Origin of the sequence: Actinomadura chokoriensis (genome assembly GCF_041463665.1) — a bacterium.
In the GTDB taxonomy this organism is placed as follows: domain Bacteria; phylum Actinomycetota; class Actinomycetes; order Streptosporangiales; family Streptosporangiaceae; genus Spirillospora; species Spirillospora chokoriensis_A.
Genome location: NZ_JAXCEJ010000002.1, coordinates 108,923 through 130,403, shown reverse-complemented (window position 1 = coordinate 130,403; position 21,481 = coordinate 108,923). Strand labels below are relative to the sequence as shown.

Here is a 21,481-nt window from a genome sequence, read left to right as displayed (position 1 = left end):
GACGCACGGCACCCTCCGGGTTGTCTAAGGTCTACGCATGAACGACGGCCGGGCGCACCAGCACGCCGCCTACGGGCGGGATCCGTACGATCCGTACGCGGACCCCTACGCAGGCGACCAGCTCGCCGGGCGGCGGCTCGACCAGGGCGGCCCCCGCGGCGGGGCGGCGGTCCGGCGCCGACGCGGGCGCCGCTGGCCGCGGGTGCTCGGCGCGATCGTGGTCGTGCTTCTGCTGGTCATGGTGGGCGGCTACTTCTACCTGGACTCACGGCTGAAGCGGGAGTCGGTCCTCGTGGACTATCCGGGCCGCATCGCCGACACGCCAGGGACCAACTGGCTGGTCGTCGGGTCCGACAGCCGCGAGGGCCTGTCGAAGGCCGACCAGAAGCGGCTCGCCACCGGGTTCGCGAGCGGACGCCGCACCGACTCGATGATGCTGCTGCACTACGGCTCCGGCGGGACGTCCCTCATCAGCCTGCCGCGCGACTCCTACGTCCCGATCCCGGGCCGCGGGTCGAACAAGCTGAACGCCGCGTTCGCCTTCGGCGGCCCCAAGCTGCTCGTGCAGACCGTGGAGAAGGCCACCGGGGTCCACATCGACCACTACGCCGAGATCGGCTTCGGCGGCTTCGTGGGCGTGGTGGACGCCGTCGGCGGCGTGGACATCTGCGTCAAGGACGACATCAAGGACCGCAAGGCGGGGCTCAACCTCAAGGCCGGCTGCCAGACCCTGGACGGCGGCCAGGCGCTCGGCTACGTGCGGACCCGCGCCTACGCCCGCGCCGACCTCGAACGCGTGGAGCACCAGCGCCAGTTCTTCGCCGCACTGATGAAGAAGGCGTCGAGCCCGGGGACGATGCTCAACCCGTTCCGGAGCATCCCGCTGGCGATGAACGCCACCAGCAACTTCCTGGTGGACGAGAACGACCACCTGTACGACCTGGTCCGCATGATGTGGGCGATGAAGGGCGTGAGCGGTGGCGGCGGCGTGACGACGACCGTCCCGATCGGGGGCAGCGGAAGCTCCGCCGTCGGGTCCTACATCACGTGGGACAGGGCGAAGGCGTCCGAGCTCTTCGGCGCGCTGAAGCAGGACCAGCCGATCCCGCAGGATGTCATCACCAAGTGACCCGTCCGGTTAAGGTCGGACCATGTCCGATGTGACGCCGAACGGCACGAAGCTGGAGGAGCTGACCTCCAAGGAGCTGCACGAGCGGGCGATGGACCTCGCCAGGGAGCGGCGGGACGTCGGCTTCCTGTGGAAGCTGCTGCGCGCGATCCCGGCCGCGGCGGCGGCCACCGGTGAGGTCGACCGCGCCGAGTTCGACCTGTTCCACGGGCTGTCGCTGCTGGAGGAGTTCACGCACGCGGGGGAGGGCGAGGTGGGTGAGGCGCTCAGGCCCCTGTACATCGAGTACCTCGCCGCGCACGCCAACGGGACCTGACGGTCTCTTTACCCCCTCTTGATCTCCGTCCGGCCACCCCTGGGCACTACTCTGGGTGAGTAAGCGACCGCAGAGGGTGGTTGAAGTGAACAAGAAGCACATGAAGATCGCCGCCATGGCCTTCCTGGCGTGGTACGTCATCAGCAGGCCCGAGGGGGCGGCGAGTCTGGTCAACAACGCCCTGAGCGGGCTCGGGAACGCGGCGGAGTCGTTGTCGCAGTTCATGAGCGCGATCCCGAACTGACGGACGGCACCCCGGCCCCGTACCCCCGGTGGTGCGGGGCTTCTACGCGTTCCCGGCGGGCGGGGCCACCAAGCGGTGGCCCCCAAGTCACAGTAAAATCGCGCTTTGCGGGCAGACGCGGCTGGGCACAATTGCATCGGGTCGATTGTGTCGCGCGCTACAACCAGGGACGGCGTACCGATGAAGAAGAACATCCGCTATGTGGCGATCGCCTTCGTCATCTTCTACTTGCTGAGCTCACCGACGGATGCGGCTGGAGTGGTCAACAACGCGTTCGACCAGCTGGGCAACGCGGGCAACCAGCTGGCCTCCTTCGTGAACGCCTTGGGCAAGTGACCCGCCCGGGGTGACGAACCCGGGCGGGTGAACAGGGTCGGCGGCGCGGGTCCCCCGTCCGGCGCCGGCGGGTCTGATCGGAGCGGACGGGGCCGATCGCGGGAGTGATCTCCTAGGATCGGCCTCATGTCTGTCTTCGACGTAGAGATCGACGGTCTGCGGGGCGGCTCCGCGGACCTCGCGCAGTACCGGGGCACCACCGTGCTCGTCGTCAACGTCGCCTCCAAGTGCGGCCTCACCCCGCAGTACTCCGGCCTGGAGCGGCTGCAGGAGCGGTTCGCGGGGCGCGGCTTCACCGTCCTCGGCGTTCCCTGCAACCAGTTCATGGGCCAGGAACCCGGCACCGCCGACGAGATCGCCGAGTTCTGCTCGACGACGTACGGCGTCACCTTCCCGCTGACCGAGAAGATCGAGGTCAACGGCGACCAGCGCCATCCGCTGTACCAGGACCTCGTCGGCGCCCCGGACGCCGAGGGCTACACGGGCGACATCCGGTGGAACTTCGAGAAGTTCCTGATCGCCCCGGACGGCTCGGTCGCGGCGCGGTTCGCGCCCCAGACCGAACCGGAGGCCGCCGAGGTGACAGCCGCCATCGAGCAGAACCTCCCCTCCTGAGCGCGGACGCGCCCTCCGGCGTCCCGGAGGGCGCGCCCGGCCTGCTGTGAATTGCGCCACATCGCGAAGCCGTTGCCCTCTATTCAAGGACACGTCTAACTTTTGAGGTCCGCGACATGACGTGGAGGTTCCCGTGCGCGGATGGACCGCGAACGACATCCCCGGCCTGCGCGGCCGGCGGGCGATCGTCACCGGCGCCAACAGCGGCATCGGCTACCACACCGCGCTCCAGCTCGCGCGGCACGGCGCGTCCGTCGTGCTCGCCTGCCGCAGCGCCGAACGCGGGCAGGCCGCCTTCGACCGCATGAAGGCGGCCGCGCCCGACTCCGACATCGCGCTCGGCTCGCTTGACCTCGCCGACCTGTCGTCCGTCCGGACCTTCGCGGCCCGGCACGGCGACGCTCCCCTCGCCATCCTGGTCAACAACGCGGGCGTCATGGCGCTGCCGCGGCGCTCCACCGCCGACGGCTTCGAGATGCAGTTCGGCACCAACCATCTCGGCCACTTCGCGCTCACCGGCCTGCTGCTGCCCGCGCTGCGCGCCGCCCCGTCGGCCCGTGTCGTGACGGTGACCTCCGGCTTCGCCTGGGCGGGTCGGCTGGACTTCGACGACCTGCAGGGCGAGCGCCGGTACCGCAAGTGGACCGCCTACGGGCAGGCCAAGCTCGCGAACCTGATCTTCACCAAGGAGCTGGACCGCCGCGTCCCCGAGCTGACCAGCGTCGCCGCGCACCCCGGCTACGCCGCGACGAACCTCCAGCAGGCCGGGCCGAAGATGCAGGGCAACACGCTCATGGAGAAGGTCACCGGCATCGGCAACGCGGTGATCGCCCAGTCCGCCGCCGCGGGCGCGCTGCCGTCCCTCTACGCCGCGACGGCCGACGTCGAGGGCGGCGCCTGCTACGGCCCCCGGCTGCTCCAGTACCGGGGCGCGCCCGGCAAGGTGGTCACGCCCCCGCAGGCCGCCCGTCCCGGCCTGGGCGAGCGCCTCTGGGACGTCTCCGAAACCCTCACGGGCGTCACCTACGCACCCGCCCCGGCCTAGCCGGCCCCGGCCCCGGCCCCTCAAGCTTGGCTTCGGACCGCCTCTAGCCCAGCCCCCGGATCGCCTGGGCCAGCGTCGCCTCGATGACGGTCTCGGCATCGGACGGCCCGCGCTGCGCGAGCCTGGCGGCGACGTCGACCAGCCCCTGGATCAGCTCCGCCCGCAGCTCGGCCTCGGCGACGCCGCCCGCCTCCAGCGCGGCCACGAGCGGGCGGAGCAGCTGAGCGTGCCCCGCCCGGATGCGGTCGACCGCGGGTTCGGCGAGCGCGTGCTCGACCAGCGCGACGGCGGCGGCGTGCCGGCCGTCCGTCATGACCTCCAGCTGGCACCGGACATAGGCGGCGACCTTGCCGTCCAGCCCGGAGGCCCCGGCCAGCGCGTCCTCGACGAGGGACGCCCACCGGGGCAGCTCCGCCTCGACGATCGCGGCGACGAGATCGTCCTTCGACCGGAAGTACTCGTAGAGGCTCGGCCGCGACAGCCCGACCCGCCGCGCCAGCGCCGCCAGCGACAGCGCCTCGATGCCCTCCTCGGCCACGAGTGACCGCGCCCCGTCCAGCAGGTTCCGCAGCTGCCGGGCCCGGTGCTCGGCGACGGTCGCCTCACTGATCTTCGGCACCCGCCCATTCTAGGGTTTCCGACTGATCGTCGGTAAGTTCACGGGGCCCGGGCGATGTCCCAGTCGAGGGTCGCGGGGAGGGAGCCCTCCAGCGTGAGGAGCCAGCGTTTGATCTCGACGCCGGAGCCGCCGCTGTAGCCGCCCAGGCCGTTGGAGGCCACGACGCGATGGCAGGGGACGATCAGCGGGATAGGGTTGCTCCCCATGACCTGGCCGATGACCTGGGCGTGGACGCCGGTACCGCTGCGGTCGCCCAGCTCGCCATAGGTGACGACCCTCCCGTACGGGACGGATTCGTGCAGCGTCGTGAGGACCTGCCGCTGGGCGTCGGACGTGAGCCGCCAGTCGATCGGGACCTCGAAGCCCTTCAGGTCGCCGGCGAAGTAGTCGCGCAGCGCCGACAGGGCCGGGGCGAGGCGGGCGGGCGCGTCCACGACGGGCAGGCCGGTCGCCTTGGCGGTGCGGGCGCGGGCGGCGGGGGTGTCGCGGAAGTGCAGCGCGACCACGCCCGTCTCGGTCTCGGCGACGAGCAGCCGGCCGAGCACGGTGTCGACCGTGCCGAACGCGAGTGTCTCCGTCATCGTGCAGCGCTCCTTCCCGGGGGTTTCAGCCTCCCATGCGGGACCGACATCTTCGTCAACACCGGGGAGCGCACTCAGGTTGCGGGGGCGCGCGAACCGGCCTCGTCGGTCTGCCCGGTGGTCTGCCCGGCCCTTTGTTCGGTGTCGCGGCGGGCGATGCGGACGGCGAGGACGTGCTTGCACGGCCCGCGCTCACCCCGGTGGTCGAACCACCATGGACAGGTGCAGGTGACACGGTCGCCGTCGAAACGGACCTCCCGTTCGCCGCCGTTGCTCAGCACGATCGCCCTGCCGTCGGCCGTGAACCGCACGGCGTCGTCCTCGACGAGGGCGCGCGCCGAGCGCAGCCGCGGGTTGAGGGCGGCAACGCGTGCCGGGTCGTACGGCAGTTCCCGGTGGAAGAACGCGGCCTCGGCGGTGTCGAACCCCACGCGGCCGGACGTCCCGAGCTGGGTCAGCGCCGCCTTCGTCCGGGCGAGGCCGAGGCCGGAGCGCTCGGCGAGCAGGTCGGGTTCCACGCGCGGCTCGAACGACAGCAGCGCGCCGAGCAGGTCGGCGTCTCCCGCGGCCTCGTCGGTGGAGATGTCCTCCAGTACGGCGCCCTCGCCGGAGAAACCGCGCGAATGCTGGGGAGACAGGGTGAGGACGTACCGCATGCCGGGCAGTTCCAGTTCCCACACGCTCGAAACCGGGCCGCTGCCGTCGGCGACGGACGGCCCGTACACGCGCATGGCACGGGCGAAGCGGAGAAGCGGCAGCATCGTCCGCAGGCGGTCGGGTCCGGCGAGGCACACCGCGCCGGGCGCCGGACTGGACGTGACCCGCAGCGTGCGCCCGGCGGGCACCGCCCAGAGCGCCTCCCTCGCGCGCTTGGGCAAGGACCGCAGGAACCGCACCGCGTCGGCACCCTTCACTTCACCGCGCAGATCGAAGCGGGCCGTGATGACCTGGACCTCGGCGAAGCCCCGGAGCCACCGGTCGGGCAGCGGCACCTTCTTCTCCACGACCGCGCCGTCCATCGTGGTCACGGCCAGTTCCTCGGCGCCGACCGCCAGATGCAGCGGATCGGACCCGCCCACGCGGGCGAGGGCCTCCCGCAGGGGGCCGTTGACGTCCACGTTCGTCGTGCCGCGCTCGTGGACGTCGCCGTCCAGCGCGGGCTCCAGCACGTCCAGCCTGGCGTACACGCCGCCGCAGGCGGAGAACGACTCCATCCGGATCCGGTCGCCGTTGCACGTGACGACCGGATCGCGGAAGGACGTCGGCCGCGGCTGGAAGTACCGGGTCTGCGCGACGTCGGCCAGGGCGAGCAGGCCCGCCGCGGCGGGCGCCGCCTGGGTGAGCACGCCGCTGAAGAAGTGCGGATGCGCCTTCGGCCCGCTGCTCGTCGTCCCGCCGGACGTGGACAGGCCGAGAAGCCCCGCGTCCAGCCCGGACGGTCGCGTGTACGTGTAGGACTGCGCGGCCCCGGCCGCCACCGTGCTGCTCGCCATGCCCGACAACGTAGAGCCCGCCTCGGACAGATCCTGAGATCAGTCGATCTGATTTGGGAACAGCAGGGCCAGTTCGCGCGGGTAACCGGCGATCAGGCGGAGTTCGTCGTCGGTCAGCGGCCGTCCCGTCTGGGCGTTGCACAGCTGGACGAGCTTGAAGGCGAGGTCCTCGTCGGCGGGGTCGATGCCCAGTCCGTCCATGACGTGCCTGAAGCCCGCCTTGCCGCCGTACTCGCCGGTGAGGACGACGCGTCCGGGACGGGTGTGCCAGTCGTCCGGGAACGGGCCGAGGGTCTCCTCGTCGTACAGCTCGTAGTTGCCGTGGTCTTTGAGGGCGCCGTCCGCATGGATGCCGGACTCGTGCGCGAACGCGTTACGTCCGACACCGACCTGGTTGTAGGGGAGCGGCTGGCCGAACGCGTAGCTGGCCCACAGCGCGAACCGCCGCGCCCACGACAGGTCGATCGGGTCGCCGATCTCGATGCCGCGCTCCTCCAGCCCGAACCCGTGCCGGAAGGCGAGGATCGTCGACAGCAGGTCGGCGTTGCCCGACCGCTCGCCGATGCCGTTCACACACGTGTTGATCCACGCGTCCTGGCCGGCCTCCAGGTCGCCGAGCGCGCCGCTGATGGAGTTGGCCACGGCCAAGCCGAGGTCGTTGTGGCAGTGGGTTTCGACAGGCATCTCTACGGCGGCCGCCAGTTCGGCGAAGCGCTTCCTGATCCGGTCGGGCGTGTCGCCCCCGATGGTGTCGCAGTACCGGACGCGGTCGGCGCCGGCCTCCTTCGCGGCCGAGGCGAACTCCTTGAGGAAGCCGTCGTCGGTGCGGGAGCCGTCCTCGGCGTTGACCCCGACGGTCCGCGCCCCGCCCGCCTTGGCCGCGCGGACGGCCGCGGCCATCTCGCGGATGATCGCGTCGCGGTCCAGCCGGCCCCGGAACTTGTTCGCGATCATGTAGTCGGACGTCGAGATCGACAGGTTGTAGTGCGCGAGGCCCGTGTCCCCGGCCCGCACTCGCACGGCCTTCTCCACGTCCTGTGCGACGCCCCGGCACCAGCCGGAGAGCCGCAGGTCGCCGAACGCGCCCGCCTCCGCCAGCGCGATCTGCGCCCGCACGTAGGGGACCTCGTGGAACAGGAAGGGGAAGCCGATCTCCGACTGCGCCGCGCCGAGCCGTCCCAGGTAGAAGTTGACCATCGTCTTGCCGAACTTGGACAGCCCGGTCCGGGCCGTCTGGACGCCGTCGCGGTTGGTGACGTCCAGGAAATGAATCTGAGGCATGCGCTCAGATTGACACTGTCATCTACATGTATCAATATTGACGATAATCAACATCAGGGACGAGGGTCATGGAGAACGAGCAGGTCGGCGGATGGATCGACGCGAAGGCCGCCGCCGAGAGGCTCGGTGTGAAGCCCGCCACGCTGTACGCGTACGTGAGCCGCGGCGTCCTGCGCCGCAGGCGCGCGCGGGACGGGCGCCGCAGCCTCTTCGACGCCGCGCAGGTGGAGGAACTGGCCCGGCGCGGGAAGCCGCGCCGCCCGCCCGGCCCCGGGGAGCCGGCGATCGAGTCGGCGATCACCGAGCTCGGCGCCGACCGCCACTTCTACCGGGGGCGCGACGTCCTGGCCATGGCGGAGTCCCGCACGTTCGAGGACGTCGCCGCCTGGCTGTGGACGGGCGACGACGGAGCCGGCGGTGAACCCTGGCGGGCGAGGGAGGACGGCGTCGCCGCGGCCGTCGCCGCCCAGTCGGGCCTGCCCGCCGGGCTCCTCCCGCTGGACCGGCTCCAGCTGATCGTCACGGCGCTCGCCGTCACCGATCCGCTGCGCCACCACCTCGACCCGGAGGGCGTCACCGCGACCGGCCGGGCGCTGGTCGCCGGCCTCGTCGAGGCGCTGCCGCAGCCCGCCGGTCGACCCGCCGCGGACCGGATCGCCGAGCGGCTCTGGAGCCGGCTGTGCCACCGCCCACCCGAGCACGGCGGCGGCCTGCTGCGCGCCTTCGAGGCCGCCATGATCCTGCTGGCCGACCACGAGCTAGCCGCGTCCACGGTCGCGGCGCGGGTCGCGGCGTCCGTGCGCGCCGATCCGTACGCGGTCGTCGCGTCCGGGCTCGGGGTGCTGAGCGGCCCGCTGCACGGCGGCGCATCCTACGGTGCGGAGCGGCTGATCGCCGAGGTCGCCGACCCTGCGTCGGCGGCGCGGACGATCGGGGAGCGGCTGCGCGCCGGCGAGCGCGTCCCCGGGTTCGGGCACGGCGTCTACAAGTCGGGCGACGCGCGCTTCACCCTGCTGATGGACATGATCCGCTCCGCCGCGCCGGGGGACGAGCGGCTCGCCGCCGCCGACGCCGTCCTGACGGAGGCCGCGCGCCGCCGCCTGCCCGCGCCCAACATCGACTTCGCGCTGGCGGCGCTCGGCGCGGTCGCCGGTCTGGTGCCGGGAGCCGGAGAGGCCGTCTTCGCCGTCGCGCGCACCGCCGGCTGGCTCGCGCACGCGCTGGAGGAGTACGGCCGGCGCGGCCCCCTGCGTCCCCGCGCCGTCTATGTCGGACCGCCCCATGCCGGACCGCCGCACGCCGATCCGCCCTCGTGAGGGACGGGGTCGGGGCGGCACCGCGCGGAACCGAGGGTAGGCTCGGTGACGTGCGACGGTTCCTCACCCCAGGCTGGCTCGGGCTGCACGCGCTCGCGATCGCGCTGTGCGGCGCGTTCATCGGGTTCGGCTGGTGGCAGTTCGATCGCGCCCAGTCCGGCAACGACCGCAGCTGGGCCTACACGTTCGAGTGGCCGATCTTCGCGATCTTCGTGATCGTGATGTGGGTCAAGATGATCCGGGACGAGCGGGCCGGCGCGACGCCCGCGCCCAAGGTGATCGAGGAGCCCGCCGAAGCCGCGGTCAAGCGGGAGATCATCAAGCAGCACGAGGACGAGGACCCCGCCCTCGCGGCCTACAACCGCTACCTCGCCCGGCTCAACTCGCAGGGCCGCTGAACCTCCCGTGCGGGGCACCGCACGGCCCCGCTCAACGAAAGGTGTGTTCCCTGTGGAAGGCGCGGTCACCAGGTACCGGATCCTTGCGCTGATCGTCGGCACGCTGCTGGTGCTGCTGGCGATCGGAATGGTCCTCAAGTACGGGCCGACCGACATGCCGGAGATGGTGGGCATCGTGTCGCCCATCCACGGTCTCTTCTACATGGTCTACGTCGCGCTGGCCTTCGACCTGTGGCGGCGCACGGGCTGGCCGATCGGCAAGATGGTGCTGATCGTGCTCGGCGGCGTCGTGCCGCTGATGACCTTCTTCGTCGAGCGCCGGATCGTCCGCGAGGCGCGCGCGCTGCCGGCCGGCAAGGCCGAGGCCGAGGCGAGCGTCTGATCCGCCTCCGGGGCTGGTGCCCGCGGCGCCCTCTGGCGTTATGTTTGACTGAGTCAAACATATGGAGGGTCGCGCCATGGAGGTGACCGAGGAGGACGTCGGCACGGTCCGCGCGTTCAACCGCTTCTACACCGGCGTCATCGGGGTGCTCGGCGAGGGACTCCTCCGGTCGCCCTACTCGCTGACCGAGGCGCGGGTGATATTCGAGCTGGCCCAGCGGGAGCACGCCGAGGTCCTCGCCCTGCGCCGCGCGCTCGACCTCGACGCCGGCTACCTCAGCCGGATGCTGGCCCGCTTCGAGACCGACGGCCTCGTGCTGCGCGAGCGCGCCGCCGGCGACGCCCGGCGTCAGATCGTCCAGCTCACGCCCCGGGGCCGCGAGGTGTTCGCCATGCTGGACGAGCGGACCGCCGCCGAGATACGCGCGCTGCTGGACGGCCTGTCCGCCGACGACCGCCGCCGCCTGCTCGCCGCGATGCGCACCGTCCACGGCGTCCTCGGCGACCGCCCGCGCCCGGACGCCCCCGTCCTGCGACCGCTGGGTCCGGGCGACCTCGGCTGGGTGGTCGAGCGCAACGGCGCCCTCTACGACGTGGAATGCGGGTGGGATCGCACCTACGAGGCCCTGGTCGCCTCCGTCGTGGCCGACTACGTGCGCGACCACGACCCGGAGCGGGAGAACGCGTGGATCGCCGAGTCCGACGGGGTGCGCGTGGGCGCCGTGTTCTGCGTGCGGCGCGAGGAGGACGTGGCGCAGCTCCGGCTGCTGCACGTCGAGCCGGACGCCCGCGGCCTCGGCGTCGGCGCGGCCCTGGTCAGCGAGTGCGTCCGCTTCGCGGCCGAGGCCGGCTATGCGGAGATCATGCTGTGGACGACGGCGCTGCAGCGTCCCGCGCACCGCGTCTACGGGCGGGTCGGCTTCGTCCTGGACGAGGAGGAGCCCCCGGTGGAGCGCTTCGGAGACGTCATCCACGGGCAGGTCTGGCGCAAGAAGCTGTGAAGGGGCCCGTAGAGGGTGTCGCACCTCCACGGGCCCGATCTCGCAGCGATCCCTAACTGCGACGGCGGCCGGGACGGGGGTCGGACGGAGTTCCGGCCGCCTGTGCCTACCGGCGTGATGCCGGTTCGTCTGAGGACCGATTCTCACCTCCTCTCCGATCGCGCAGGACGGGGGCGTGACGGCCCGTCCTGCGGTGAGGGAAGGGAGCCGCGTGGCGCCCGCAAGCCTGAGACCGGGCCGGCGGCACGGTGGGACGGGGTCGCCGGCCCGGCCGCCGGGGGAGGCCGGTGCCGTGGAGGCGGGCGGCGCGGGGGCGGGGGAGCGGTCGCGACGCCGGGCCGGTCCGGTACGGCCGAGGACCCGAGGTGTGTCGCGGCGCGGCCCCGCCCCGGCACCCGTTGGGGGACGGGTGGCGGGGGAGCGCGCCGCGAACGCCCTCGGCCGTACGGACCGGGCCGCGCGGGGAGAGGGAGGCGCGGACGGGCCGGATCTCATGCTCGGAGCGTCGCATCCGGCCCCTCCTTTCGCTCCCGACCTGGGACTTTGCCGCCCCGAGGATCTTTTGCTAACCGTGTGTCACGATCTCGTTGCGTTAAGTACCCGCACGTCATGCGCACGTAAACGCGCTCCGCGCAAAGAATCAAGATCACGAACGGGACTTTGCCCGCGCGTTGCCCGCGAATGTCCCGGGACCGACCGCCACGTCCCCCTTTCCGGCATCCTGGCGCCATGCCCCCTGCGTCACCTGCGGCGGAACCGTCGCCCCGGACGGCCATCCGCTGGGGCGGAGTGGGTCGTCTCAACCGTGTCGTTACCGATCGCTGCGCACAATGCGGGCCGGAGGTGTCCCGGTGCGAAGGGCGGACCGCGCGCACCACGCCGGCCTGCTGCGGCTGGCGTACCTGGTGCTGGACGACGGCGACGCCCCGCTCATGCGCGCCCGCCGAGCCGCCGCCGGCGCGGCCCGGGCGCGGCGCGGCGGTCACCCGGCCATGCGGACGCGGCTCGTCGCGATCCTGCTCACCGACCCGCCGGCCGGGAGGGACCGGCTGCACCGCCTCTTCTTCGAGCCCGCGCGGATCCCGCCGGGGCCGGTCCGGGCGGCGCTGCTGCGCCTGTCGCCGCACGATCGGCTCGCCTACCTGCTGCGCCGCGACGGCCTCACCGCCCCCGAGGTCGCCGCCGAGCTGGGCGTCCACATCCAGGCGGACTTCCGGGACGTGGACCGGGCCACCGCCGCCGTGGACGACCGGACGGGGCTGGACGAGGCGGCGCAGCGGGCCGAGATCGAGGCGTTCGACCCCGGCCTCGTCCGGCTCCGCCCGCCGCCCGCCGTCCCGACCGCCTGGCGCGCCGCCGCGGCGGCCGCGCTGGCGGCGGCGCTCCTGGCGGTGGCGGGGTCCGTCCTGGCCCGGCCGGGTGAGGGGCCCGGCGGGCCCGCGGTGATCGACCCGCGCGCGTGGCGGGCGACCGGGACGCCGACTGTCGAGGAGTGGCCCGCGCAGGGCGGGCTGCGGCGCGACGCCGGGCTGCTGCGCCGGGCCGCCGACGCCTGGCGGGCCGACCGCGGGCAGCCGCCGGTCGGTCGCGTCGTCCTTCTGTACGCCGGGACGGTGGACGGCGCGTCCCTCGTCGTGCTGCGCGACTCGCCCGGCCCGGGGGATATGCCCAGCGTGGCGCAGTACTTCGAGCGGCGCCTGTCGCGCGGCGTGGAGTCGGTCCGCAGGCTCGGGACGGCCGAGGGCCAGCTGATCATGCTGGGCATGACGTGGCGTTACCTCGTCCCGCCGTGGCTGCGGGACGTGCGGGCGGCGGTGCCGTCCGGGCGGTCTCCGGAGTGGGCGCCGGTGGCGGTCCGGGACGGGCTGAGCGACCCGCTGCCGTGGTCGTGGTTCACGCGGCGCTGCCAGAACTACATGGTGTTCCAGATGGCGTTCAGGCCGGCCGTCGGCGGGACGCCGCAGACGGTCACGCAGCTCGCCTCGAACGACCCGCGCTCCGCGGCGCCGAGGGTGAGGTTCCGCGACCCGCCGGACCGGCGGGAGCGGTTCCGCTGGGCGGCGCTGCACGCGGTCGCCTGCGAGGCGGCGACGACGCTGAGCGAGTCGGGTGACCTGCGGCTGGGCCGCCTGTGGAGCGGCGAGCTGCCCGACGGCGGCGGCCGGGCGACGCTGCTGACGGTCGACGCGTCCTCGCCGGGGGCCGCTCCTGGGACCTCGATGCTGATCTCCGACGATGGGCGGGCGCTGTCGGAGCGGGGCGGGACGAACAGCGGCACCACCGCCACCGCCGGGGCGCTGGCCGCCGCCCTGTGGTGGCGGTCGCCCCGGCGTTGGCATCTGGTGGCGGCGGCGGGCCCGGGCGTCGCGCGGCTGAAGGCGGTCGGTGAGCTGGGCTCGCACGAAACGAAGGCGGACCGCCCGGGCGGGCCTCCTTTGCTGGTGGTGCCGGGCCCGCGCGTCGGCACGCCTCCGCGGACCGCCCGCCTCCCCGTCGTCCAGGTCGTGTCGTACGAGCGGGACGGAGGCCGGACGGTCGTCAGCCCTCCCTGACGGAAGCGGACCGCCGCCGTGCGGCGTTCAGGTGACCCGATTGGGACGTCGCGTGGTCCCTGTGGATCATCTTCCCGTCATCGCGCTTGAATGTGGGTCATGGAGAATCCGCTGTGGGACAGGCTGCCGGTAGAGGTGCGAGATCAGGTCGACGCGCTTGTCGTGGACGATCAAAAAATCCTTGCGATCATGGCGATTCTCGATGGCTCCGGGGAGCCACGGCCCGCTCTGCATGAGTGTTATCGGCTGGTCGCCGAACGGTATGCGGCTCTGGGGCGGCGTTTCCATCGATCACCGACCGCTCCTTTGGAGCTTGAAGATCTGGTCGCGAAGGTCCGGGCGCTGCCGCAGCCTCCGGCTGCAGTGGAGGCCCTTTGGGATGGTGATACCGAGGGGTGGTTCGTGGTGCTGGTCGGTGTCGTGCTCGACCCGAAGACCGAACATCATCTCGCCACAGTCCAGCACGGGACCGACATCCGTGCGTTCAACGGCGAGGTGCCCCCCTGGCCGGAGGCGGAAGAGGTGAGCAGGATCGGCAGAGCTCTGGCGGAGCGGCTGGGCGTCCCGTTCCATTTTGCGAGTCCCGATGCACCCGATGACCTGGCTCCACGCTGGTGGGACGCCCGCTGACCGGGCGTCGCGAACGCCGCAGGCATGCGGAGGCGCTGGAGGCCGGGTTCGGGCGAATGAGTCTCGCACATGGAGACCCCCCCTGCGACATCAGTGTGGGGGTGACGTGGGACGAAGAGTACGGCTGGAGCGTGGACAGAATCGACGAGATGAACGCCGGTCCTTACCGGGGGAGGGGAGAGACCTGCTACGGACTGGGCCTCGGCCTGGTCCCCGAAGCGGCCGAGGCGGCGCTCTGTATCGGGCTGGCCTGTGAGAACGAAAGTGAGTTTCGGTCCCTGCACATCGCACGCCCACTCCGGCAGGCCGCCGTCCATGATCCGCGTCTTGAGGCCGAACTGACCGCCTACCTTCCGTCGAGCCATCTCTGAGTGGGTGTTCGAGAAGCGATCTCCATCGGTGAAATCCAGCGGACGCGGTCCGGGCCGGGTGGCTGGTCCCGAGTCCGCGCCGGTTCCGGGCGGGTGGTCGTGCGGCCGCAGGGCTTTCTAGTGTGGCGATTAGGCGTGCCAGGCGTCGCGCTGGACGGTGCAGGTTGCCAGCGAGATGTTGTGTATCTCATCGACCACCACCAGGTCGACGTGCGTGTGCGCGGCGACCGAGCAGACGGCGTTGGTGACGTCGATGAGGTTGGCGCGCGAGCCGATTCCAGGCCGAGGAAGCGGGCGAACTCGACCGCCAGCATCCGCGGGGTGGCCGCGGGCGGAACAGTGACGTAGATGACCGGCAGCCCAACCTCGTCCCAGGGGCGACCTTCACACGGCAAGGACGGGGAACGGGGACGGCCAGGCGTGATCGCTGAGAGCGAACGTTGCTGCGGAAACAAAATCCTGCTCCGTTTTCTTGAGTGTGTATGACTCAATCTTGGGGTTGGGTCGTCAACGGACTTGGAGCTGAGCATGAGCGAAACCCTGACGCTGCCGGTGCTGCCCCTCGAGGACGGGGTCGTTCTGCCCGGCATGGTGGTCCCCCTGGACCTGTCCGAGAACGGTGAGGTGCGGGCGGCCATCGAGGCCGCGCGGGCGGCGGCGCAGCCCGCGGGGCCGGGCATCCGGTCGGCGGGCAAGCCGCGGGTGCTGCTGGTGCCCAGGCTGAACGGGCGGTACGCCGGCGTCGGCACGCTCGGCGTGATCGAGCAGGAGGGGCGGCTGCCCGGCGGTGAGCCGGGGGCGGTCGTCCGCGGTGTGTCGCGGGTGCGGATCGGGACCGGGACGACCGGGCCCGGCGCGGCGCTGTGGGTCGAGGGGACCGCGATCGAGGCGCCGCCGGCGTCCGGGCGGGCCCGGGAACTGGCCAAGGAGTACAAGGGCCTGGTCAGCGCGATCCTGCAGAAGCGCGGCGCCTGGCAGGTCGTGGACGTCGTCCAGCAGATCGACGACCCGTCCACGCTGGCCGACAACGCCGGGTACGCGCCGTACCTGACGGACGAGCAGAAGATCGAGGTCCTGGAGACCGTCGACGTGGTCGAGCGGCTGGAGCTGCTGATCGGGTGGACGCGGGACCACCTCGCCGAGCTGGACGTGGCGGAGACGATCCGCAAGGACGTCCAGGAGGGGATGGAGAAGACGCAGCGGGAGTTCCTGCTGCGGCAGCAGCAGGAGGCCATCCGCAAGGAGCTGGCCGAGCTGAACGGCGACCCCGCCGACGAGGAGGACGACTACCGGGCCCGGATCGAGGCCGCGAACCTTCCCGAGAAGGTGCGCGAGGCGGCGCTCAAGGAGGTCGACAAGCTGGAGCGGTCGTCCGACGCCTCGCCGGAGGGCGGCTGGATCCGCACCTGGCTGGACACGGTGCTCGACATCCCGTGGAACGAGCGCACCGAGGACGCCTACGACATCGCGGGCGCCAGGGAGATCCTGGACGCCGACCACGCCGGACTGGACGACGTGAAGGAGCGCATCGTCGAGTACCTGGCCGTGCGCAAGCGGCGTGAGGACCGTGGCCTCGGCGTCGTCGGCGGACGCCGGAGCGGCGCCGTCCTGGCCCTGACCGGTCCTCCTGGCGTGGGTAAGACCTCGCTCGGCGAGTCGGTCGCGCGGGCCATGGGACGCAAGTTCGTCCGTGTCGCCTTGGGCGGCGTCCGGGACGAGGCCGAGATTCGTGGCCACCGCCGTACCTACGTGGGCGCGCTTCCGGGGCGCATCGTCCGGGCCATCCGCGAGGCCGGTTCGATGAACCCGGTCGTCCTGCTCGACGAGGTCGACAAGGTCGGCGCCGACTACCGGGGCGACCCGACGGCGGCGCTGCTGGAGGTCCTCGACCCCGAGCAGAACCACACCTTCCGGGACCACTACCTGGAGGTGGAGCTCGACCTGAGCGACGTGCTGTTCCTCGCCACGGCGAACGTGGTGGAGGCCATCCCCGGGCCGCTGCTCGACCGGATGGAGCTGGTGGAGCTGGACGGCTACACCGAGCACGAGAAGGTCACGATCGCCCGGGACCACCTGCTGCCGCGCCAGCTCGACAAGGCCGGGCTGGAGGCCGCGGAGGTGGGCATCGGCGACGACGCGCTGCGCCTGCTGGCGGCCGAGTACACCCGCGAGGCCGGCGTCCGGTCCCTGGACCGCTCGATCGCGCGCGTCCTGCGGAAGGTCGCCGCGAACGTGGCGCTGGAGAAGGCGACCCTGCCCGTCCACATCGGCGCGGGCGACCTCAAGGACTACCTGGGCAGGCCGAGGTTCACCCCCGAGGTCGAGCTGGGCCGGAGCGAGCGCCGGACCGGCGTGCCGGGCGTGGCGACGGGCCTGGCGGTCACCGGCGCGGGCGGCGACGTCCTCTACATCGAGGCGTCGCTCGCCGACAAGGAGACCGGCGACACCGGCGTGACGCTCACCGGGCAGCTCGGCGACGTCATGAAGGAGTCGGCCCGGATCGCGCTGTCCTACCTGCGCTCGCGCGGCGCGGAGCTGGAGCTGCCGGTCGGTGACCTGAAGGACCGCGGCGTGCACGTCCACGTGCCCGCCGGAGCGATCCCGAAGGACGGCCCGAGCGCCGGCATCACGATGACGACGGCGCTGGCCTCGCTGCTGTCGGGACGGCCGGTCCGCGCGGACGTGGCGATGACCGGCGAGGTGTCGCTGACCGGGCGGGTGCTGCCGATCGGCGGCCTGAAGCAGAAGCTGCTGGCCGCGTCCCGGCTCGGCATCACCACGGCGATCGTGCCGAAGCGCAACGAGCCCGACCTTGAGGACGTCCCGGCCGAGGTGCTGGAGAACATGACGGTCTTCACCGTCAGCGACGTCCGCGAGGTGCTGGACCTGGCGCTGGAGTCCGCCACCACCGCGGTGGCGGCCTGACCAGGCGAACGCCCGCGCCGATCCGGCGCGGGCGTTCGCATGCCGGGGATTCGGTCCCGCCGCAACCCCCACCCGTGCATGGACGGCGACTGGCCGGGGACGAGCCGCCGGGTGTTGGTGGAGATGTGGCAGCCCGCAGCGCCGGGCGAAAGGGTCCGGTGGTACGTCGTCGCCCTGCGCGTCGTCGTCGTGACGATCGCGCTGGGACTTCTCGGCGTCTTCTTCTATTTCGCGTTCAGGCTCACGCTGACGCCCGTCCGCGATAACGGCCAAGCGGGCGGCAACACCGAACCGGGCCGCTCACTGCGCTTCTATCTTGACCGCCCCGCCAAGGAGACCTTCTTCCAGATAGGCGGCAACCTGGCGCTCTTTGCGCCGTTGGGCGTGCTGTTCCCTCTCGTCTGGACGTCCCTGCGCGGCCCCGTCCGCCTGGCCCTCCTGACCGGAGTGCTCTCCCTGACCATCGAAACGGTCCAGGGGCTCCTGGTGATGGGACGAGCCTTCGACATAGACGACGTGATCCTCAATGTGGCAGGCGTAGTCATCGCCTACCTGTTCCTGGGCCGCCGCCTGTCCAAAACCCTTCGGGGCGGCTAGCGAGGGGTCAGGCGGAAGACTCTCAGTTGGCGCTCCGCACGCTCCACGTAGTTGTCGTAGACGGGCCAGACCGCGATCAGGCGGGGCCAGACTTCCTTGCGTTCCGAGTCGTCCAGGAGGTGGGCGGTCACCGGGACGGCGCGGCCCTGGAAGCTCACCTCCGCGTCGGGGTTCTTGATGAGGTTGCCCGTCCAGGCGGGGTGCTTCTCGCGGCCGAAGTTGGAGCCGACGACGTACCAGCCGCCGTCCGGATCGGGCAGGCACGCGAGGGGGGTCGGGCGGGGGAGACCGCTCACCGCGCCGGTCGTGGTGAGAACGAGGCTCGGGACGAGGAGCTGGCCGAGCATGAGCCGGCCGCCGCTGACCTTGTGCAGCGTCCGGTCGATCGGCGGGACGACCTTGGGGCCCACCCTGGAGAACCATTCGGCGCTGGAGACCCGGTGGAAGACGGGCCCGAACGTGCGCTGGATGAGAGTCGGCATCGGTTTCTCCTCGGTGGCGAGCCGTCCGGCCCGTCGTGGGTTCAGGTGGCCGCTTCGGGCCAGCCACCGCAGCCCGTCGGCGACGGTCTCCTCGACGGGGCGCAGGGTGAGGTCGAGCGCGTCCAGGATGGGACGGTCGTCGGTGGGGACCAGCGTGACCATGAACTCGGCGGCGTCGCGGGTGAGCGGGTAGTCGAAGTGCCGGACGCGCTTGGCCGCGTCCAGCGCCGACCCCAGCCCCAGCATGACGCGGGACGGGACGGGGACGCGGCGGCACTTCACCCCGGTGACGCGGTCGCACAGGTCGGCGTACTGGCGCCAGGTCAGGTAGTGGCCGCCGAGCACCCACCGGCTGGGCCCCTGGCGGGCCTCGACGGAACGTGCCAACGCCTCGCCGAGGTCGCGGACGTCGATGACCGAAACGCCGCCGCCGGGCAGGGGCCACACCTTGCCGAGCGCGGCGGCGAGACCTTCCATGAGCGCGTCCAGCGTGGGCTGGTTCGGTCCGCACACGCCGCCCGGGTAGACGATCGTGACCGGCGCGCCGTCGGCCTGGAGGTCGCGGACGTAGCGCTCGGCCGCCAGCTTCGACCTGCCGTAGTCGGTGCGGGGGCTCGCCAGCGCGTTGTTCGCGGTGATGACGGGGCCGGACGGCGGCACGAACACCGCGATCGTCGAAACGTGGATCACCGGGGCCAGGCCGTGCGCGACGGCGCCGCCGACGACGTTCCGGGTGCCCTGGACGTTCACCTCGACCAGGTCGCGGTCGCCGCCGGTCACGTCGATCGCGGCGGCGGTGTGGACGGCGGCGTCGCAGCCGGCGAGCGCCTCGGACACGGCGTCCTCGTCCAGCATGTCGCCTTGGACGAGTTCCACGTCCTCTACCGCGACGCCGACCGTCCGCAGGATCCTTTCGGCCTTGCCCGGGTCGCGGACGAGCGCGCGCGGCCGGTGCCCGGCGGTCACGAGGGCGCGGACGGTGTGGGACCCGACGAACCCCGAGGCGCCGGTGACGAAGATCCGCATGGAGCAAAACTAGCGCTTGGTCATGGCGGGGCGACAGTCCGGGCGGCGTCGCCGGCCCAGCCTAACCCCGGCAATTTCGGACACCTTCATACCCGGAAGCCGGATGGCTCGTCATTGACGACCCTGGAACGGTCCAGCACACTCGTGACTCACCTGACCGCCGACCGGGAGGGATCGATGAGGATCGGACTGGCCGGCGCGGGGCGCATCGGTGCGCGCCACGCCGAAGCTCTCAGTGCACTGCCCGAGGTGGACGCCCTGGTCATCGCCGACGCGGACGCGGCCCGCGCGCGCGATCTCGCCGCCCGCCTCCCGTCCGGCGTCCGGGCGCTGGACACCGTCGGGGAACTCTTCGCCGCCGGCCTGGACGGGCTGGTCGTCGCGGCGGCCACCGACGCGCACGCGGCCCTGGTGGAGCGGGCGATGACCGCGCGAACTCCCGTCTTCTGCGAGAAACCGCTCGCCTCGGACCTTGATGGAACGTTCCAAACAGTTCGGGCGGCGGCCGCCGCCGACGTCCCGGTGCAGGTCGGCTTCCAGCGCCGGTTCGACGCCGGGAACGCGGCGGCCCGCGAGGCCCTCGCGTCCGGGCGGCTCGGCTGGCTGCACACCGTCCGGTCCTGCAGCTTCGACCCTTCGCCGCCGCCCGCCGCGTACGTCCCGTCGTCCGGCGGGCTCTTCCGCGACTGCGTCATCCACGATCTGGACCTCATCCGGTTCGTCACCGGACGCGAGGTCGTCCGGGTGATGGCCGCGGGCGCCAACCGCGGCGACGACTTCTTCCGCGAGTGCGGCGACATCGACACCGGGTCCGCGCTGCTCGTCCTGGACGACGGCACGCTCGGCGTCGTCTCCGCGACCCGCTACAACGCCGCGGGCTACGACGCGCGACTGGAACTGTTCGGCTCCAAGGACAGCGTCGTCACCGGCATGGACGACCGGACGCCCGCGACCCCGCTGCCCGAGCAGGACGCGGAACCGAGGACCGCCTACAGCGGCTTCATGGACCGCTTCTCCGACGCCTACGACGCCGAACTCCAGGCCTTCCTGGACGTGGTCGCGGGCCGCCGCGCCAACCCCTGCCCGCCTGCGGAGGCACTGGAGGCGTTCTACCTCGCCGAGGCGTGCGAGCTGTCCATGCGCGAGGGCCGGGCCGTCGGCACCGACGAGGTACGGCGATGAGCCTCGGCGTGAAGTACCACCTGCCCGCCGGCAGCACTGCGGAAGGCCCGTACGGGCTCGTCGTCACCCCCGAATCGGCGGGATGGGCGCACTCGGCGCTGCGCGTCCTCGACCTGCCGGACGGCGGCGAGCACGGCTTCGGCACCGGCGACTTCGAGACGATCGTGCTGCCGCTGGCCGGGTCGTGCGTCGTCGAGTGCGACGGGTCCCGGTTCGAGCTGGACGGCCGCGACGACGTGTTCAGCCGGGTCAGCGACTTCGCCTACGTCCCGCGCGACGCGCGGGTCACCGTGCGGGGGCGGGGCCGGTTCGCGCTGGCCGGCGCCCGCTGCGAGACACGCCTGGAGCCGCGCTACGGCCCGGCCGGGAAGGTGCCGGTGGAGCTGCGCGGCGCGGGCCCGGCGAGCCGGCAGGTCAACAACTTCGGGACGCCCGAGGGGTTCCCGTTCGCCGAGAAGCTGATCGCCTGCGAGGTGCTCACGCCGGGCGGCTGCTGGTCGTCCTTCCCGCCGCACAAGCACGACGAGGACCGGCCCGGCGAATCGGTCCTGGAGGAGATCTACTACTTCGAGGTCGCCCGGGACGGCATGGCCTACCAGCGCGTCTACGGTTCGCCGGGACGTCCCATCGACGTGCTCGCGGAGGTCCGCAGCGGGGACGCCGTGCTGATCCCGCACGGCTGGCACGGCCCGTCGATGGCGCTGCCCGGCCATGATCTCTACTACCTGAACGTGATGGCCGGGCCCGCGCCGGAGCGGGCCTGGCGGATCTGCGACGACCCGGCGCACGCGTGGATCCGCGACACCTGGACGGGCCAGGAGGTCGATCCGCGGCTGCCGCTGACGTCGGCGGACGGACGCCCCTCGCGCGGCCGCCCGCCGGCCGGTGCGCAATTGTGAGGGGGAACGGCGCGCACAACCGCCCTGATCTGTGATCAACTCCTCACACCGACCGATTCGGG

22 protein-coding genes are annotated in these 21,481 nt (G+C 72.2%); 17 read left to right on the top strand and 5 right to left on the bottom strand.

Annotation, left to right across the window (positions count from 1 at the left end):
• Positions 1 to 37: 37 nt before the first annotated feature.
• From SM418_RS03960 to SM418_RS03935, 6 genes are all read left to right on the top strand, one after another.
• Positions 38 to 1,129 (top strand): LCP family protein, encoded by a 1,092-nt coding sequence (locus SM418_RS03960; protein ID WP_371939128.1) that lies wholly within the window; start codon positions 38 to 40, stop codon positions 1,127 to 1,129.
• A 22-nt stretch (positions 1,130 to 1,151) separates the two neighbouring features.
• Positions 1,152 to 1,445, top strand: coding sequence for a hypothetical protein (locus SM418_RS03955; protein ID WP_371939127.1), 294 nt, complete (start codon positions 1,152 to 1,154; stop codon positions 1,443 to 1,445).
• Positions 1,446 to 1,530: 85 nt separating this feature from the next.
• Complete coding sequence (locus SM418_RS03950; RefSeq protein ID WP_371939126.1) at positions 1,531 to 1,689, top strand: hypothetical protein; 159 nt, start codon at positions 1,531 to 1,533, stop codon at positions 1,687 to 1,689.
• Positions 1,690 to 1,869: 180 nt separating this feature from the next.
• Positions 1,870 to 2,025 (top strand): hypothetical protein, encoded by a 156-nt coding sequence (locus tag SM418_RS03945; RefSeq protein ID WP_371939125.1) that lies wholly within the window; start codon positions 1,870 to 1,872, stop codon positions 2,023 to 2,025.
• A 126-nt stretch (positions 2,026 to 2,151) separates the two neighbouring features.
• Positions 2,152 to 2,640, top strand: a complete 489-nt coding sequence (locus tag SM418_RS03940; protein WP_371939124.1) for a glutathione peroxidase — start codon at positions 2,152 to 2,154, stop codon at positions 2,638 to 2,640.
• Positions 2,641 to 2,773: 133 nt separating this feature from the next.
• Positions 2,774 to 3,685: an oxidoreductase gene (locus SM418_RS03935; RefSeq protein WP_371939123.1), complete on the top strand. Its 912-nt coding sequence runs from the start codon at positions 2,774 to 2,776 to the stop codon at positions 3,683 to 3,685.
• A 43-nt stretch (positions 3,686 to 3,728) separates the two neighbouring features.
• On the opposite strand, the gene SM418_RS03930 is transcribed toward SM418_RS03935, so the two are convergent.
• The 4 genes from SM418_RS03930 to SM418_RS03915 all read right to left on the bottom strand — a co-directional run bounded on the left by SM418_RS03930 (position 3,729) and on the right by SM418_RS03915 (position 7,659).
• Positions 3,729 to 4,304, bottom strand: a complete 576-nt coding sequence (locus tag SM418_RS03930) for a TetR/AcrR family transcriptional regulator (RefSeq protein WP_371939122.1) — start codon at positions 4,302 to 4,304, stop codon at positions 3,729 to 3,731.
• A 38-nt stretch (positions 4,305 to 4,342) separates the two neighbouring features.
• The gene (locus SM418_RS03925) at positions 4,343 to 4,885 is read right to left on the bottom strand and encodes a methylated-DNA--[protein]-cysteine S-methyltransferase (RefSeq protein ID WP_371939121.1); all 543 of its coding nucleotides are present in this window, start codon (positions 4,883 to 4,885) and stop codon (positions 4,343 to 4,345) included.
• Between the two features lie 74 nt (positions 4,886 to 4,959).
• A complete protein-coding gene (locus tag SM418_RS03920; protein WP_371939120.1) occupies positions 4,960 to 6,378 on the bottom strand; it encodes an SWIM zinc finger family protein in 1,419 nt (472 codons plus the stop codon).
• 39 nt (positions 6,379 to 6,417) lie between these two features.
• On the bottom strand, positions 6,418 to 7,659 hold the full coding sequence (locus SM418_RS03915; protein ID WP_371939119.1) for a LeuA family protein: 1,242 nt from the start codon (positions 7,657 to 7,659) through the stop codon (positions 6,418 to 6,420).
• Positions 7,660 to 7,727: 68 nt separating this feature from the next.
• Here SM418_RS03915 and SM418_RS03910 point away from each other — a divergent pair, with 68 nt between their 5' ends.
• The 9 genes from SM418_RS03910 to SM418_RS03870 all read left to right on the top strand — a co-directional run bounded on the left by SM418_RS03910 (position 7,728) and on the right by SM418_RS03870 (position 17,830).
• Complete coding sequence (locus tag SM418_RS03910; RefSeq protein WP_371939118.1) at positions 7,728 to 8,975, top strand: citrate/2-methylcitrate synthase; 1,248 nt, start codon at positions 7,728 to 7,730, stop codon at positions 8,973 to 8,975.
• 50 nt (positions 8,976 to 9,025) lie between these two features.
• Positions 9,026 to 9,373 carry a hypothetical protein gene (locus SM418_RS03905; protein ID WP_371939117.1) on the top strand — a complete coding sequence of 116 codons (348 nt, stop codon included), beginning with the start codon at positions 9,026 to 9,028 and terminating at the stop codon, positions 9,371 to 9,373.
• Positions 9,374 to 9,425: 52 nt separating this feature from the next.
• Positions 9,426 to 9,755: a DUF3817 domain-containing protein gene (locus tag SM418_RS03900; protein ID WP_371939116.1), complete on the top strand. Its 330-nt coding sequence runs from the start codon at positions 9,426 to 9,428 to the stop codon at positions 9,753 to 9,755.
• Positions 9,756 to 9,831: 76 nt separating this feature from the next.
• Positions 9,832 to 10,755, top strand: a complete 924-nt coding sequence (locus tag SM418_RS03895; RefSeq protein ID WP_371939115.1) for a bifunctional helix-turn-helix transcriptional regulator/GNAT family N-acetyltransferase — start codon at positions 9,832 to 9,834, stop codon at positions 10,753 to 10,755.
• Between the two features lie 851 nt (positions 10,756 to 11,606).
• Complete coding sequence (locus SM418_RS03890; protein ID WP_371939114.1) at positions 11,607 to 13,307, top strand: sigma-70 region 4 domain-containing protein; 1,701 nt, start codon at positions 11,607 to 11,609, stop codon at positions 13,305 to 13,307.
• Between the two features lie 99 nt (positions 13,308 to 13,406).
• Entirely contained in the window at positions 13,407 to 13,937 is a 531-nt protein-coding gene (locus tag SM418_RS03885) for a hypothetical protein (RefSeq protein ID WP_371939113.1), read from the top strand.
• Between the two features lie 131 nt (positions 13,938 to 14,068).
• Positions 14,069 to 14,308, top strand: coding sequence for a hypothetical protein (locus SM418_RS03880; protein WP_371939112.1), 240 nt, complete (start codon positions 14,069 to 14,071; stop codon positions 14,306 to 14,308).
• 528 nt (positions 14,309 to 14,836) lie between these two features.
• Positions 14,837 to 17,233: an endopeptidase La gene (gene lon, locus SM418_RS03875; protein ID WP_371939111.1), complete on the top strand. Its 2,397-nt coding sequence runs from the start codon at positions 14,837 to 14,839 to the stop codon at positions 17,231 to 17,233.
• 78 nt (positions 17,234 to 17,311) lie between these two features.
• Positions 17,312 to 17,830, top strand: a complete 519-nt coding sequence (locus tag SM418_RS03870) for a VanZ family protein (protein ID WP_371939110.1) — start codon at positions 17,312 to 17,314, stop codon at positions 17,828 to 17,830.
• On the opposite strand, the gene SM418_RS03865 is transcribed toward SM418_RS03870, so the two are convergent.
• A complete protein-coding gene (locus SM418_RS03865; protein WP_371939109.1) occupies positions 17,827 to 19,338 on the bottom strand; it encodes a nitroreductase family deazaflavin-dependent oxidoreductase in 1,512 nt (503 codons plus the stop codon). The genes SM418_RS03870 and SM418_RS03865 overlap by 4 nt on opposite strands.
• Positions 19,339 to 19,515: 177 nt before the next feature.
• On the opposite strand from SM418_RS03865, the gene SM418_RS03860 reads away from it, so the two are divergent.
• Both SM418_RS03860 and iolB read left to right on the top strand, forming a co-directional pair.
• Positions 19,516 to 20,520, top strand: a complete 1,005-nt coding sequence (locus tag SM418_RS03860; protein WP_371939108.1) for a Gfo/Idh/MocA family protein — start codon at positions 19,516 to 19,518, stop codon at positions 20,518 to 20,520.
• Positions 20,517 to 21,419 (top strand): 5-deoxy-glucuronate isomerase, encoded by a 903-nt coding sequence (gene iolB, locus SM418_RS03855; protein WP_371939107.1) that lies wholly within the window; start codon positions 20,517 to 20,519, stop codon positions 21,417 to 21,419. The genes SM418_RS03860 and iolB overlap by 4 nt, the downstream gene beginning before the upstream one ends.
• The last annotated feature ends 62 nt before the right edge of the window (positions 21,420 to 21,481 follow it).

Excerpts from the sequence above, each read along its gene's own strand:
- SM418_RS03960 (WP_371939128.1), top strand. The coding sequence starts at position 38 with ATGAACGACGGCCGGGCGCACCAGCACGCCGCCTACGGGCGGGATCCG.
- SM418_RS03955 (WP_371939127.1), top strand. The coding sequence starts at position 1,152 with ATGTCCGATGTGACGCCGAACGGCACGAAGCTGGAGGAGCTGACCTCC.
- SM418_RS03945 (WP_371939125.1), top strand. The coding sequence starts at position 1,870 with ATGAAGAAGAACATCCGCTATGTGGCGATCGCCTTCGTCATCTTCTAC.
- SM418_RS03940 (WP_371939124.1), top strand. The coding sequence starts at position 2,152 with ATGTCTGTCTTCGACGTAGAGATCGACGGTCTGCGGGGCGGCTCCGCG.
- SM418_RS03925 (WP_371939121.1), bottom strand. The coding sequence starts at position 4,885 with ATGACGGAGACACTCGCGTTCGGCACGGTCGACACCGTGCTCGGCCGG.
- SM418_RS03920 (WP_371939120.1), bottom strand. The coding sequence starts at position 6,378 with ATGGCGAGCAGCACGGTGGCGGCCGGGGCCGCGCAGTCCTACACGTAC.
- SM418_RS03915 (WP_371939119.1), bottom strand. The coding sequence starts at position 7,659 with ATGCCTCAGATTCATTTCCTGGACGTCACCAACCGCGACGGCGTCCAG.
- SM418_RS03910 (WP_371939118.1), top strand. The coding sequence starts at position 7,728 with ATGGAGAACGAGCAGGTCGGCGGATGGATCGACGCGAAGGCCGCCGCC.
- SM418_RS03895 (WP_371939115.1), top strand. The coding sequence starts at position 9,832 with ATGGAGGTGACCGAGGAGGACGTCGGCACGGTCCGCGCGTTCAACCGC.
- SM418_RS03885 (WP_371939113.1), top strand. The coding sequence starts at position 13,407 with ATGGAGAATCCGCTGTGGGACAGGCTGCCGGTAGAGGTGCGAGATCAG.
- lon (WP_371939111.1), top strand. The coding sequence starts at position 14,837 with ATGAGCGAAACCCTGACGCTGCCGGTGCTGCCCCTCGAGGACGGGGTC.
- SM418_RS03870 (WP_371939110.1), top strand. The coding sequence starts at position 17,312 with ATGGACGGCGACTGGCCGGGGACGAGCCGCCGGGTGTTGGTGGAGATG.
- SM418_RS03865 (WP_371939109.1), bottom strand. The coding sequence starts at position 19,338 with ATGCGGATCTTCGTCACCGGCGCCTCGGGGTTCGTCGGGTCCCACACC.
- SM418_RS03860 (WP_371939108.1), top strand. The coding sequence starts at position 19,516 with ATGAGGATCGGACTGGCCGGCGCGGGGCGCATCGGTGCGCGCCACGCC.
- iolB (WP_371939107.1), top strand. The coding sequence starts at position 20,517 with ATGAGCCTCGGCGTGAAGTACCACCTGCCCGCCGGCAGCACTGCGGAA.